The sequence below is a fragment of the Myxococcus sp. AM010 genome (genome assembly GCF_013372585.1).
GTDB classification, from domain to species: Bacteria; Myxococcota; Myxococcia; order Myxococcales; family Myxococcaceae; genus Myxococcus; species Myxococcus vastator.
In genome coordinates this window covers 105,430-119,599 of the sequence record NZ_JABXEO010000011.1, presented here as the reverse complement: position 1 = coordinate 119,599, position 14,170 = coordinate 105,430, and the positions used below count along the sequence as shown (strand labels likewise).

Genomic DNA, 14,170 nt, shown 5'->3' with positions numbered 1-14,170 from the left:
CATGGAAAAGAACGTCCACCTCTTCGTGCGTACCTATCCCGGGCTGGGCGTGGCGGCCCACGTCCTCACCCACCCACACCTGGCGGCCTTCGCGCCGACGCTGCACGCCGCGAGGCTCGACATCGCGGCGGTGGTGGGGCGGCTCCTCAAGCGAGGCGAGCTCTGGGACGAGGAGACGCACTGGAGCGACTTGCGCCAGCGGAAGACGACGCTGACGGTGCGCGCGCTCGAACACGGGAAGATGCTGTCCGTCCCGCTGCGCCTCACCGTGCTCACGCACGGGGTGAAGGCCCGCACCGCACGCAAGGGGGCATCGGCGCGCCAGTCCCTGCGAGTGTGGGTGCCCCGTGTGGACGTCAAGGGCACGCTGTATGACGCGGCGGACCTGGAGCCCTTCGTCGAGGAGCTGGTCCGCCACGAGCTCTACCTCGCGCCGCTCGACCGGCTGCACGCGCTGGCCTACGTGGGCGAGGAGCAGGTGGAGACGCTGTCGGTGCCTGTCCGCTTCCGGGACACGCCGCGTGCCCGCGCCGTCGATGCCGCGAAGCCGCAGCGGCGCCAGGCGCCACCACCCGGGCTCGCGGAAGCCAGCCGGTGCCTCAATGAAGAAGCGCGCGCGGGCTTGCTGGAGCGCGCCTGGGAGCGGGATCTGGAGGTGTCCCGGCTCGCGGAGGCCGTCACCTCGCGCACCCGCGCCAGCGTGCTCCTGGTGGGCCCGTCATCCGTGGGCAAGACGGCCCTGGTCCATGAGCTGGTGCAACGCGCGGAGGCGGCCACCCCGGGTTCGCCGCTCCACGGGCTGGAGGTCTTCAGCTCCTCCGGGGGCCGCATCATGGCGGGCATGCGCTACCTGGGGCAGTGGCAGGAGCGCGTGAAGCACATGGTGGAGGCCCTGCGTGTCCGCCGAGCCGTGCTGCACCTCGACAGCCTGTCGGAGCTGCTCTCCCTGGGTGGCGGGGACACGGGGCTGGATGTGGCGCGTCAGCTCCTGCCCGCGTTGGAGAGCGGCGAAGTTTCACTCGTCCTGGAGGCGACCCCCGAGGACGTGGCCCGCGCGGAGCGGACCCACGCCGCGTTCCTTCAATCGCTCCGGCACATCGCCGTGGCGCCCCTGTCAGCCCAGGCCGCGCGCACCGCGCTTCTGCAGGCCTCGCATCGGGTGGGCCGCGCGCGCAAGGTGCGCTTCACGCCCGATGCGCTGGACCGCGCGGGCGAGCTCACGGAGCGCTTCGGCTCGGGCCCTCTGCCCGGAGGCGCGGTGTCCCTGCTGCGCGCCGCCAGCACGGAGCCCGGCGCGGCCGGAGACGTGAACGCCGCCTCGGTGACGCGCGCCTTCTGCACCCGGACCGGCTACCCGCTCGAGCTGGTGGACTCCGCCATCCGGTTGGACCCGGACGCCCTGCTCCGCCGCCTCCGCGAGCGCGTGGTGGGCCAGGACGAGGCCACCCTCCTCCTGCGCAACCTGGTCGTCACGCTGAAAACGGGCCTGGCGGACCCCTCGCGTCCGCTGGGCGCCTTCCTGCTGCTGGGCCCCACGGGCGTGGGCAAGACGGAGTCGGCGCTCGCGCTGGCGGAGTACCTGTTTGGCGACGTGGCCCGGCTGGCGCGCTTCGACATGGCGGAGTACGCCGCGCCCGGCAGCGCCACCCGGCTGGTGGGAGAAGCGGGCGGCCAACAAGGCAGCCTGGCGCGGCGCGTCCGCGAGCAGCCCTTCGGCGTGGTGCTGCTGGACGAAGTCGAAAAGGCGGACGCGGGCGTCCATGACCTGCTGTTGCAGGTGCTGGGCGAAGGCCGGCTCACCGACGCCACGGGCCGCACCGTCAGCTTCCGCAACACCGTGGTGCTGCTCACCAGCAACCTGGGCGCGGACAGCGCGGGGCGCTCGCTGGGCTTCGGGGAGCGCGGCGTCCAGGAGCGGGCGGCGCATTACCTAGGGGCCGCGGCGGCCTTCTTCCGGCCCGAGCTGCTGAACCGGTTGGACCGGGTGGTGCCCTACCGCGCGCTCACGGAGGACGTCATCGAAGCACTCGCCCGGCGCGCGCTGGAGGCGGCCCTCTCTCGCGAGGGGCTCAGCCGCCGGGGCGTGAAGGTGGCCTTCGACGAGGACGTGGTGAAGCACCTGGCGCGCACCGGCTTCGACGCACGCTATGGGGCCAGGCCGCTCAAGCGCGCCGTGGAGCAACAGGTGGTCGCGCCCCTGGCGCGGTGGCTCGCGGCCCAGGCCACCAGCGCTCCGCCCCAGGTGGTGCTCCGCGTGGGAGCGGAGGGGCGGATTGCGTTGAGCGGCCTCGAATGACCTCCGAGGCCGCCCAGGCCAGCGATGGACGCCGTGCGTGGGCGTGCGGTGCGGCCTAGCCCTTGAGGTTCTGGGCCACGAAGTCCCAGTTCACCAGGTGCGTCAGGAACGTCTCGATGAACTTGGGACGCGCGTTCCGGAAGTCGATGTAATAGGCGTGCTCCCACACGTCGATGGTCAGCAGGGCCTTCTGGCCGTGCTTCATCGGCAGGTCGGCGTTGCTCGTCTTGGTGACCTTGAGCTTGCCGCCCTCCAGCACCAGCCACGCCCAGCCCGAGCCGAACTGCGTGGCCGCGGCGGTGGAGAACTCCTCCTTGAACTTCTCGAAGGAGCCGAAGTCACGGTCGATGGCCGCCGCGAGCTCACCCGTCGGCTTGCCGCCGCCAGCGGGCTTCATGCACTGCCAGAAGAAGGTGTGGTTCCACACCTGCGCGGCGTTGTTGAACACACCCCCCTCGCTGTTGAGGATGACCTCCTCCAGCGACTTGTTCGCCTCCGGCTTGCCGTCCAGGAGCTTGTTCAGGTTCGTCACGTAGGCGGCGTGGTGCTTGTCGTGGTGGAACTCGAGCGTCTCCGCGCTCATGTGCGGCTGGAGCGCGTCCTTCTTGTAAGGCAGTTCAGGCAGCGTGAACGGCATGGTCGTTTCCTTTCGGTGAGAGAAGTCAGGCGCCACCGCTATCAGACGGCGGCAGCGAGGTCACGGTTCGATAGCCCCGCTCCCAATAAAGAAGGGGCTCCTGCGGACGTCCCGCATGGAGACGTGTGACGCGGCCGACAATCAGCGTGTGGTCACCGTGACGGTGCAGGCCATGGACCTGGCATGACAGCCCCACCAGGCTGTCCCGCACGAAGGCGTCGGCGTCGAAGAGCTGCGCGTCGAGCTCACCCTTCGCGCACCGCACGGAGATGGAACGTTGTGCGGCGGACAGGATGCTGAGCGTGAAGACGCCGGAGGCCTCCACCCGCTTCAACGTGCGGGACGCCTCCGTCAGCGCCACCACCACCAGCGGCGGCTCCAGCGACAGCGAACTGAAGGAGCTCACCGTCGTCGCCCGCAGGCCTTCGGCGTCTCGTATCGCGACCACGGCCACGCCGGTGGCCCACTGGGCCATGGCATCCCGGAAGCCGCGCGTGTCCACACCTTCTGGCGTGCTCTGCGTCATGCCCCCTGGATACAGGCGCTCCGCCCACCTGTCATCACACCTGCCAATGGATTGGCGGGTTGTTGTTCCAATGGCAGGGGTCTGGATGACCCACCCACGCCGAGGCGCGCCGTCCCGGTGCCTGGAGCCCCCCCCAGACACCGGACGTGACACTCAGACAGCCAGCGTGCGGGACACCGGCAGCTCACGGATGCGCGTGCCCGTGAGCGCGAAGATGGCGTTGATGATGGCGGGCGCCACCGGAGGCACGCCGGGCTCGCCAATGCCGCCGGACGGCAGCTCGCTGGGGACGATGTCGACGTGAATCTTCCGCGGCGCCTCGCCGATGCGCACCAGCTTGAGGTCGTGGAAGTTCGACTGCTCCGGCACCCCGCCCTTCATGGTGACGGCGCCGTGCAGCGCGATGCTCATGCCGAAGATGACGGAGCCCTCCATCTGTGAGCGCACGCGCTCCGGGTTGAGAATCGTCCCGGCATCCACCGACACCCACGCCTCGTCGACGCGGAGGCGCCCCTGGTCATCCTTGACCACCGAGGCCACCACGGCCACGTAGCTGAGGAAGCTGCGGTGCGCGGCGAGCCCCAGCGCCCGGCCCTTCGCCTTGCGCGCGTCCCAGCCAGACATCGCCGTCACGCGCTCGATGACACCGCGCAAGCGCCCCGCGTCCACGGGGTGGTCCTCCACGGAGGCGCCGTAGTTCCGCAGCGCGGTGATGCCCAGCTCCTGGAGCGACGCCTGGCGCGGCGGCCCCAGCACCTCCAGCAGCATGTCGCGCGGGTCCGTGCCGCGAAGGTGCGCCAGCTCGTCCACGAACGCGTTCACGGAGAAGGCGTGGAAGATGTTGTAGACGGACCGGAGCCAGCCGATGCGCACGTGCGGAGGCGCCTCGCAGGTTTCCGCCCGGACGTTGGGCACGGAGAGCGCCAGGTCGAGCACGCCCTGCTGGAGGTCCGACGGGCTGGGCCGCGTGGCCTGCGCGAAGGTGGACGCGATGGGCGGGAACGCGGTGCGGTGCCGCCACGCGATGACCTTGCCAGACGCATCCAGCCCCGCGGTGAGCTGCTGCGCGCTGACGGAGTGATAGTAGTCGTGCCGGACGTCGTCCTCACGCGTCCACTGCACGCGCACCGGCACGCCCGCTTCCTTCGCCAGCCACACCACCTCGGCGATGAAGTCCGCCTTGGACTTGCGGCCGAAGCCTCCGCCCAGGAACGTGACGTGGACCTGGACCTTCTCCTCCGGGAGCTCCGCCGTCGCCGCCGCCACGCCGCGCGCGGCCTGCGGATGCTGCGTGGGCGCCCAGACCTCACACGTCCCGTTCTCCACCCGCGCCAGGGCCACGGGAGGCTCCATGGGCACGTGGGACTGGTGCGGGACGTGGTACTCGGCCTGGACGACGCGGGCGGCGGAGGCGAGCGCCGCGTCGACGTCCCCGACGTTGCGCGCCACCGCTCCGGGCTCACGAATCGACGCCGTCAGCTGCTCCCGGTACGTCGCCGAGTCATAGGAGGCGTTCGGCCCGTCTTCCCAGGTGATGTCCAGGGCCTCGCGCCCGCGCATCGCCGCCCAGGTGTTCTCCGCGAGCACCGCGACGCCGCCCCAGGACTGGAACGTGTAGGGCGGCTTCGGCGCGGGCAGCTCGAAGACCTTCTTCACCCCGGGCACCGCGAGCGCGCGGGTGGCGTCGAAGCGAACGACCTTGCCACCCACGACGGGCGGGCGCGCCACGACCGCGATGAGCATCCCTGGCAGACGGATGTCGGCACCAAACACCGCGGTTCCCGTCACATAGGCCGGGCCGTCCAGCAGCGGCATGGGCCGGCCCGCCATCCGCAGCTCGCTCTTCGGCCGCAGCTTGACGTCCTGCTCCTTCGGGATGGGCAGCTTCGACGCGGCGGCCACCAGCTCGCCGAAGCCCAGCGAGCGCGTGCCGTCGCGGAGGAACACCGCGTGGTCCCGGGCCTCGCACGCCTCCGGCTTCACCTTCCAGCGGCGGGCGGCCGCGGCCACCAGCATCACCCGAGCGGTGGCGCCCATGCGGCGGATGTCGTCGTACACGCCCCGCACGCTGCTGGAGCCGTCCGTGTTCTGGTCGCCGTAGACCTTGTCGCCGTCGGCCTGGGCCACCGTCACCCGCGCCATGTCTGCGCCCAGCTCATCCGCGACGAGCACCGGCAGCGAGCTGCGAATGCCCTGCCCCATCTCCGAGCGGGCACAGATAATGGTGACCGCTCCGTCCGGCGCCACATGGACGAACACGTTCGGGTTCAACCCCGGAGCGCCCTTCGCCGCGGAGGCCTCACTGGCCGCCACGGCCAGGCCGCCGGAGAAGACGCCCAGGGCGAGCCCTCCCACGGACAGGTTCAGGCCTTCCAGGAACGAGCGCCGGCTAATCAACGTGAGCAGCTTCGTCATGGCGGCCTCGTCACTCCTCGGACATGCCCGCGGCCTTCTTCACGGCCGAGCGGATTCGCGTGTACGTCCCACACCGGCACAGGTTGCCGGCGAGCGACTGGTCAATCTCCTTGTCGGACGGCTGTGGCTTCTTCGCCAGCAGCGCCGCCGCGCACATGATCTGCCCCGCCTGGCAGAAGCCACACTGCGGCACGCCCAGCTCCACCCAGGCCTTCTGCAGCGGGTGGTTGCCATCGGGCGACAGCCCTTCGATGGTCGTCACCGAGTGCCCCTCCGCGCGGCGGATGGGCGTCACGCACGCGCGGACTGGCTGGCCGTCGAGGTGGACGGTGCATGCGCCACACAGCGCCTGACCGCAGCCGTACTTCGTGCCAGTGAGCCCGAGCACATCCCGCACCGCCCACAGCAGCGGCATCTCCGGGTCGACGTCCAGCTCCTTCTCCTCACCGTTGATGCGAACGCGAACCGTCACGGCCGTGCCTCCTCGCTCGGGCACTCCGAGCCCGTCTCCACCCAGGCCGCGACGATGGCGCCGAACTGCGCCTGCGTCCCCGGAGCGGGCTCACGCCCCGAGCCCGGGTTCCATCCCCAGGCCACCAGCGCGTCGTGGGTGTTGTGCTCAATCATCTGCTCGGGCGTCTTGCCGCCGTTGCGCTTCAAGTCCTTGAGCTGCTCGCACACCTCGCGAGGACTCTTGCCCACCCACGCCATTTCGATGGGAGCGACATGCCACTTCGGCGCGCCGGGCACGCGGGCCAGGTCCTGGTTCTTGTCCTGGTGGCAGCTGGTGCACTCCATGCCCACCACGCCCTGGTCCTCCGGGCCGCGCACCACGGGCGGGTCATGAGGCTGGCCGTCGTCGCCTTGCAGCGGGCGGTCCCCCGCCGGGTGACAGTTCGCGCACCGCGGGTGGAAGAAGACGCGGCTGGCCTCCAGGAAGAGCGCGCGAGAGCGCTCCTTCCGGTCCGGGATGGCCGCGAAGGCCTCCACGGGGCGCAGCGCGTTGGGGGCAACCTCGGGCAGCGCGGGAACCTGCGCCGCCGCGGCATCGGGCTCCCGCTTACATCCTCCCGCCAGCAGGAGGACGCAGAGCGAGGCCATGACCGGAAGAGATGGCTGCATCACGCCAAGGCTCCGGTATGTCCGTACCAACTACAAGGCGAATGTTCGGGGGCCAGGATGACCCCACACGTGACGGTTCAGTGAACGGCGCTCTCTTCCGCCTGCTCGCCTTCCGTCTCAGGGGCCTCCACCTCGTCAAAACGGAATCTTCCATCCTTGAAATCCGCGCTCACGCGGCTGTTCTCATGGATGTCACCCGAGATGAGCTTCTCCGCGAGCGGCGCCTCGATGGCGCGCTGGATTTCACGCCGCAGCGGACGCGCGCCGAAGGTCGGGTCCCACCCCTTGTCCACCAGCGCCTCCAGCGCCGCGGGCGTCACCTCCAGTGTGATGCCCTGGCCGTGCAGCAGGCGGCGCGTCTTCTCCAGCATCAGGTCCACGATGGCGCGCAGCTGCGCGCGGTTGAGCGGCTCGAAGACCACCGTCTCGTCGATGCGGTTGAGGAGCTCGGGCGGGAAGTGCCCCTTGAGCACGCCCATGACGCGCTCCCGCATGCGCTCCTGCGGCTCCTTGCGCGCGGTGGACTCCTGGATGAGGTGCGAGCCCAGGTTGCTGGTGCCGATGATGACGGTGTTCTTGAAGTTCACCACCGTGCCCTGCGCGTCCGTGAGCCGCCCGTCATCCAGCACCTGGAGCAGCATGTGGAACACGTCGGGGTGGGCCTTCTCCACCTCGTCGAAGAGGAGCACGCTGTAGGGCCGCCGCCGCACGGCCTCCGTGAGCTGCCCGCCCTCCTCGTAGCCGATGTAGCCCGGCGGCGCGCCCACCAGCCGGCTCACGGCGTGCTTCTCCATGTACTCACTCATGTCGAAGCGGAGGAGCGCCTTCTCGTCACCGAAGAGCAGCTCCGCCAGCGTCTTCGCCAGCTCCGTCTTGCCCACGCCCGTGGGGCCCAGGAAGAGGAAGGAGCCGATGGGACGCGACTCGTCCTTCAGCCCCGCCCGCGCCCGCCGGATGGCCTGCGACAGCACGCGGATGGCCTCCTCCTGACCGATGACGCGCTCGTGCAGCCGCGCCTCCAGCTCCAGCAGCTTCTTGCGCTCGTCCTCCGTCATCTGCGTCACGGGGATGCCCGTCATGCGCGACAGCACCTCCGCCACGTCCTCGGCGCGGACCTCCGGCATCTCACCGGACTTCTGCGTGCGGCGCTCCTTCTGCGCGCTCTGGACCTCGCGCTCGGCGGCGCTCAGCTTCGACTCCAGCTCCTGGATGCGCGGCCCCGCCTTCCGGCCGCGCGCCTCGTCGAGCGAGCGCTTCACCTTCACCACCTCATGCTCGGCGTTCACCAGGCGCTCCGGTGGCAGCGTGAGCCGCAAGCGCACCCGGGCCGCCGCCTGGTCCACCAGGTCAATGGCCTTGTCCGGCAGGAAGCGCCCGGTGACGTAGCGGTCCGACAGCTCCACCGCCGCCACCAGCGCCTCGTCCGCGATGCGCACGCGGTGGTGGGACTCGTAGCGGTCCTTGAGGCCTCGCAGAATCTCGATGGCCTGCTCGGCCGTCGGCTCCGGGACGACCACGGGCTGGAAGCGGCGCTCGAGCGCGGCGTCCTTCTCGATGCGCTTGCGGTACTCGTCCAGCGTCGTCGCGCCGATGACGTGCAGCTCGCCGCGCGCCAGGGACGGCTTGAGCATGTTGCCCGCGTCCATGGCGCCCTCCGCCGCGCCCGCCCCGACGATGGTGTGAATCTCGTCGATGAAGAGGACGATGTCCTCGCTGTGCGCCTTCACCTCGTCCATGACCTTCTTCAGCCGCTCCTCGAACTCGCCGCGGTACTTGCTGCCCGCGAGCAGGCCGGACAAATCCAACTGCAGCACGCGCTTGTCCCGCAGCGTGTCGGGGACGGCCGCGGAGATGATGCGCTGGGCGATGCCCTCCACGATGGCCGTCTTGCCCACGCCCGGCTCACCGATGAGCACCGGGTTGTTCTTCGTGCGGCGCGAGAGGATTTCGAGCGTGGTCTCGATTTCGTTGGCCCGCCCCACCACCGGGTCCAGCTTCCCTTCCGAGGCCAGGCTCGTCAGGTCGCGGCAGTACTCATCCAGCGTGGGCGTGGGCGACCGGCGCGCCTCGTCGGAGGACGGCGCCAGCGACTCCGCGACGGATGCGCGCGCCTTGCCATGCTGGGCGCCTTGCTCGCGCAGAAGCTCCGACGCCAGGCCTTCCCCTTCCTGGAGCAACCCCAGCAGCACGTGCTCGGGGCCCACGTAGGAATGCCCCAGCTCGAAGGCCTCCTGGTACGCGAGCTCCAGGGCGCGCTTGGCGTGCGGCGACAGCTCGGGCCGCTCCATGGGGCGCTTCCCACGGCGCAGCTCGGACTCGGCGCGCTCGGCGACGCGGGCCGGGTCCAGCTTCATGCGGCTGAGCGCCGCCCGTCCCAGCGGGTCCTTCGCGAGCGCCACCAGCAGGTGCTCCGTGTCGATGGAGGCCGCCCCCGCGCTTCGCGCCGCCTCGAAGGCCGCCTCCAGCACGCGCCGCGTCTCGTCGGAGAAGGCCTCGGTGATGTCGTAGCGCTCCACCGGCTGCTGGAGTGAGCGCGACAGCCCCCCGAAGTCCTCGTCTCCGAAGTCACTGAAGAACTGGTCGAAGAGCGACGTGCCCAGGCCCATGCGCCCGAAGCGCGAGCGCTGGCTGCTGCAGATGTCACACAGGGACTCGGTGGTCCGCCGGTTCCCCATGACGCGCGTGACGCGGGTGGTCGCTGGGCGCTGGTGGCAGAGGTCGCAGACATTGGCCATGGTTTGGGATCCCCCGGACGACGACGGTTCAACCCCAACACTAGGGACGGCCGGTGCGCCTCACCTCGGCCCCAGGCCAGGGCCGGGCGTCCAAGGTGGCCCCCCGTTGCACGGGACGCTAACCTGCCGGAAGAGTCGTTTTTCCACGCCCTCCGGGAGTCCCCGACATGTCCGAACAGAAACCCCGCCTGAAGCGCCCCGTGGAGAATGTCCGCGCCGAGCTGCTCGCGGACCCAGACACCCAGCGCATCGCGAAGTCCCTGGACATGGAGTTGGAGGCCTACGTCGAGCTGGTCCTCGACTACGCCCAGAACCCGGACAAGGAGCCAACGCTCATCGTCGCCCCGGACGAGGAACTGCGCGCCGCCGGCTACAACCCGCCGTCCACCCAGGACGTCGCCAACTTCTTCATCGCCGCCGCCAATGGCGAGCTGGGCATTGGCCCGCCCAAGTCCTATTACAGTGGCTTTGAAGGGAAGCAGGATGACGCGAACAAGCCGTCCCTGCGGGGGGATGAGGGCCAGGAGCCCGTGAAGGTGGACGAGGAGACCAGCCAGAAGCTCCGCCAGCACGTGCCCAAGGGCGGGCCTGATCGCGTCTAGCCGGATTTGACGCAACTTTCTCCCACGCTCCCCGACAATCCGTACATTCAACCTCTTTCGTAAAGGTTTTCCCCATGTCCGTTGGCGGCGCAGGTGGTTCGAACGGTGGCCGTGGCTCGAATGGCGCGAGCAGTGCTGGTCGGAGCGCCGCCGCGGGTGCGGCCAGCGCGGCGAGCAAGGCCGCGGGCGGTATCGCGGGCGCGCTGGGCGGTATCGGCAAGGCGCTGGGCGGCATCGGCAAGGCGGTAGGCGGCCTGGCGAACGGCCTCAGCGGCATCGCCGGCAAGATTGGCAGCGCGCTGGGTCAGGTGTCCGGCCTCGTCGACAAGGCGATGAGCGCCATCACCGGCCCGCTCAAGGGCATGATTGGCGGGCTGCTGGACAAGCTGCCCTTCGGCATTGGCCAGCTCGCCAAGCCCTTCGTCGACAAGTTCATCGACAACGGCCTGGCCATGGTCGCCGGCGGTCCGCTGGGCGGCGTGGCCTCCATGCTCGGCAAGGCCGGCACCGTGGGCAAGCTGGCGGACATGGTGGAGACGGTCCGCACCGGCGCGAAGACGGTGGGCGACATCGCCGAGGGCCGCTTCAACGCCCAGCAGATGGCGGCCTTCGCCCAGGCCCAGCTGATGCGCGGCCTGTAATCCCGAATCGGATGGAAGCTCCAGGGCCAGTTCCCACGCAGGTGGGGGCTGGCCCTTCGTTCGTTTCCGAGTCCGTGTGCGTCCGCACGCGGAGTGGCCACCCGGGGCATGACGCCGCTTGTTGCTGGCGACACCCGCCCGCAGCCGTTAAGGAGGGCCTCTCCCGCGCTGACGCCTCCATGCGAACCACTCATCGTCCCCTCACCACCTTGGCCCTGGCCTTGAGCCTCTTCATGGCCGCCTTGGAAGCCACAGTCGTTTCCACGGCCATGCCCACGGTGGTGGGTGAGCTGGGTGGCATCCAGCACTACGCGTGGGTCTTCACCGCGTACATGCTGTCGTCCACCATCACCGTGCCCATCTACGGGAAGCTGGCGGACCTCTACGGCCGCAAGCCCGTGCTCCTGTTCGGCATCGTGCTGTTCCTCGTGGGCTCCATCGCCAGCGGCCTGTCCACGTCCATGGCCATGCTCATCGGCTTCCGGACGCTCCAGGGGCTGGGCGCGGGCGCGATGCAGCCGGTGGCGCTCACCGTCATCGGGGACCTCTACACGTTGGAGGAGCGCGCGAAGGTCCAGGGCGCGTTCAGCGCGGTGTGGGGCATCGCCGGCCTGATTGGGCCCATCACCGGTGGCTTCATCGTGAAGTACCTCACGTGGCACTGGGTCTTCTTCATCAACGTCCCGGTGGGCCTGGGCTGCGTCGTGCTGCTGCTGAGCTATTTCCACGAGCGTGTGGAGCGCAAGCCCCAGAAGCTGGACTACGCGGGCGCCGCGCTGCTCACCGGCTGGGTGGTGGCGCTGCTCGTGGGCGTGCAGGGCGTGGGTGTGAATCTGTGGGGCCTGCCCGTGGCGGCGGTGCTGCTCGCGGCCTTCGTCGCCGTGGAGCGCAAGGCGGCCGAGCCCATCATCCCCATGTCCATCTTCAAGGTGCCGGCCATCGTCATCTCCTCCATCGCGGGAGCGCTCTTCTCCGCGGCGATGTTCGGGGCCACCACCTACGTTCCGCTCTTCGTCCAGGGCGTCCTGGGGGGAACGCCCACCGAGGCCGGCGGGATGATTACGCCGATGATTGTCGGCTGGCCGCTGGCGGCGCTCGTGGCCGGGAAGCTGCTGCTCAAGACGGGCTTCCGCCCGCTCATCGTGGGCGGGCTGGGCTTGACGGTGGTGGGCACGTCGCTGATGGCGCTGCTGCTGGGGCCCCAGGCCCCCAAGCTGGTGCCGGAGGTGGCCATGGGCCTGTTCGGCATCGGCATGGGCTTCGCGTCCACCGCGCTGCTCATCGCCGTGCAGACCAGCGTGGGCTGGGAGCTGCGCGGCGTGGCCACCGCCAGCAACATGTTCTTCCGCACCATCGGCGGCGCCATCGGCGTGGGGCTGATGGGCGGCGTCATGGTCTCGCAGCTGCTCAAGGACCCGACGGTGCCGATTTCGGCCGCCAACGCCTTGATGAGCCCCGACCATGGCCGGGACCTGCCCGCGGACCTGCTGGCGACGCTGAGCGGCGCGCTGGGCGCGGGGCTGAGCATCAACTTCTGGCTCATCTGCGCCTTCACCGTGGCCGCCTTCACGGCGGGGCTGTTCTTCCCCAAGGTGTCGCGCACCACGACGGTGTCCACCACCGAGGTGGCGGCGCCGCACTGACGTCCGTGCGGCGCCCCTGGGCGCGGCTTCAGAGGCCGTCAATCATCCGGAGGGCCACGTCCGGCATGAAGGTGCCGGCGGGCGTGTTGGGCGCGACGCCGCACTGGCCGTCGGAGTCCCCGGGGACCTTGATCCACAGGACCAGCTCCGCGCCGCCCACGCCCACCTGGTTCGTCGTGCCAATCCGCCGGCCGGCGGGGTTGCACCACTCCCCGTTGGAGCCATTGCCGTTGCGGCTGGTGTCCACCACGAAGGGTTTGGTGTAGCCGTACCGGCTGCTCAGCGAGCTGTTGACGGAGCCCGCGTACGAGGCCGACTGCGCGGTGGTGTAGAAGTTCGACACGTTGAGCGCGAAGCCCCGCACGTTGCGCACGCCCATGTTCTCCAGTCGCTGGGCCATGGTGTCCGCGTTGATCCACAGGGCGTTGCCCGCGTCCAGGTAGGCCCACGTGTTCGGCGCGCGGTCCCTGAACTGCTCGGTGGCGTAGCGAATCAGGCTGATGCGCGTCTGCCGCTCGGCGTCGTTCGACAGGCAGTCGAGCTGGGCGACGGCGTCCGGTTCGATGATGACGACAGCGGGACGGTTGCCGATGGCGGCGGCGAAGGATGAAATCCACGTCCGGTACGCCTCCGGCGACCCCGCGCCTCCGCCCGAGTGGCTGCCGCAGTCGCGGCCCGGGATGTTGTAGGCCACCAGCACCGGCAGCTTGTCCGCCGCGTCCGCTGCCGCGACGAAGCTGGACACCGCAGTGGTGATGTCTCCGCTCCACGCGGCGAACCAGCGCGCGGCCAGGTTGTTCGCGATGGAGGACTGGATGCGCGCCGCGCGCGAGTCCCCGCTGTTGGCCCGGACCCAGTTGGCGGGGTTGGAGTTCGGGTCGATGTAGAAGCCGCTCGTCATCCCCAACGGCCCGCCGCCACCGCCGCCGTCCTCCGTGGTGAGCGAGATGTCATCGATGAACGCGCTGAACCCTGTCGCGCGGCCTCCCATCTGGAAGGTGACCTGTCCCGCCTGCGTGGCCAGCGTCGACGTGAAGGGGAACGTGAAGCGGCGCGACGTGCCGTCCAACGTTATCTGCCGGTCCAGCGGCGCCGTGTACGGCGGGCTCTCCAGTTGCACCGTCACGCGGACCGTCGTGCTCACCGAAGCGGAGGCGGTGAAGGACAGCGTGTACGCCCGGCCACTCACGAGCGGAATGTCATCCTGGCCAATCAGCGCGTCCCAGGGGTTGGCCGTCCCGCCCCCCACGTCCACGCGCAGCCGGGCGTTCTCCACGCGGGACTGCGTGTTGGGGCCACTCCACCAGGGCGATACGGTGCCGCCGCTGAAGGTGCCATTGGAGACGAGCTCGGTCAGCGCATCGGCGCGAATGCCGAGCGCCTCGGGCTCCGCCGGGGCGGGCGGCTCCGAGGGACCACAGGCAGTCGCGATGGCCGCCGCGAGCATCAGCGCGGCCGGAGCGGTGAAGCGACGAAACGGTGAACAGGCGGAGTCACTTGGTTGCACGAAGCCCTTCCTCCCGCCCGCGCGAGGACGCCAGGGAGCGGCGCCC

General features: G+C 70.1%; 11 protein-coding genes. 4 read left to right on the top strand and 7 right to left on the bottom strand.

Annotated elements, in window-relative coordinates:
* The first annotated feature begins 1 nt into the window (after position 1).
* A complete protein-coding gene (locus HV826_RS08820; protein WP_176416551.1) occupies positions 2 to 2,296 on the top strand; it encodes an AAA family ATPase in 2,295 nt (764 codons plus the stop codon).
* Positions 2,297 to 2,351: 55 nt separating this feature from the next.
* Here the strand turns inward: HV826_RS08820 and HV826_RS08815 are convergent, their stop codons facing one another.
* The 6 genes from HV826_RS08815 to HV826_RS08790 form a co-directional block, all read right to left on the bottom strand.
* Positions 2,352 to 2,933: a superoxide dismutase gene (locus HV826_RS08815; RefSeq protein WP_176416550.1), complete on the bottom strand. Its 582-nt coding sequence runs from the start codon at positions 2,931 to 2,933 to the stop codon at positions 2,352 to 2,354.
* A gap of 25 nt (positions 2,934 to 2,958) precedes the next feature.
* A complete protein-coding gene (locus tag HV826_RS08810; protein ID WP_176408942.1) occupies positions 2,959 to 3,459 on the bottom strand; it encodes a flavin reductase family protein in 501 nt (166 codons plus the stop codon).
* Positions 3,460 to 3,612: 153 nt separating this feature from the next.
* Complete coding sequence (locus HV826_RS08805) at positions 3,613 to 5,874, bottom strand: molybdopterin cofactor-binding domain-containing protein (protein WP_176416549.1); 2,262 nt, start codon at positions 5,872 to 5,874, stop codon at positions 3,613 to 3,615.
* A 10-nt stretch (positions 5,875 to 5,884) separates the two neighbouring features.
* Entirely contained in the window at positions 5,885 to 6,346 is a 462-nt protein-coding gene (locus HV826_RS08800) for a (2Fe-2S)-binding protein (RefSeq protein WP_176416548.1), read from the bottom strand.
* Positions 6,343 to 6,996, bottom strand: coding sequence for an Isoquinoline 1-oxidoreductase subunit (locus HV826_RS08795; RefSeq protein ID WP_176416547.1), 654 nt, complete (start codon positions 6,994 to 6,996; stop codon positions 6,343 to 6,345). Before HV826_RS08795 ends, HV826_RS08800 begins: the two co-directional genes overlap by 4 nt.
* 77 nt (positions 6,997 to 7,073) lie before the next feature.
* Positions 7,074 to 9,731 (bottom strand): ATP-dependent Clp protease ATP-binding subunit, encoded by a 2,658-nt coding sequence (locus HV826_RS08790; RefSeq protein ID WP_176416546.1) that lies wholly within the window; start codon positions 9,729 to 9,731, stop codon positions 7,074 to 7,076.
* Positions 9,732 to 9,898: 167 nt separating this feature from the next.
* On the opposite strand from HV826_RS08790, the gene HV826_RS08785 reads away from it, so the two are divergent.
* The 3 genes from HV826_RS08785 to HV826_RS08775 all read left to right on the top strand — a co-directional run bounded on the left by HV826_RS08785 (position 9,899) and on the right by HV826_RS08775 (position 12,617).
* Positions 9,899 to 10,333 (top strand): hypothetical protein, encoded by a 435-nt coding sequence (locus HV826_RS08785; protein WP_163777246.1) that lies wholly within the window; start codon positions 9,899 to 9,901, stop codon positions 10,331 to 10,333.
* A gap of 74 nt (positions 10,334 to 10,407) precedes the next feature.
* Positions 10,408 to 10,974 (top strand): hypothetical protein, encoded by a 567-nt coding sequence (locus HV826_RS08780; RefSeq protein ID WP_176416545.1) that lies wholly within the window; start codon positions 10,408 to 10,410, stop codon positions 10,972 to 10,974.
* Between the two features lie 179 nt (positions 10,975 to 11,153).
* A complete protein-coding gene (locus HV826_RS08775) occupies positions 11,154 to 12,617 on the top strand; it encodes an MDR family MFS transporter (protein ID WP_176416544.1) in 1,464 nt (487 codons plus the stop codon).
* 28 nt (positions 12,618 to 12,645) lie between these two features.
* Here the strand turns inward: HV826_RS08775 and HV826_RS08770 are convergent, their stop codons facing one another.
* A complete protein-coding gene (locus HV826_RS08770) occupies positions 12,646 to 14,124 on the bottom strand; it encodes a glycoside hydrolase family 6 protein (protein WP_176416543.1) in 1,479 nt (492 codons plus the stop codon).
* Positions 14,125 to 14,170 lie beyond the last annotated feature (46 nt).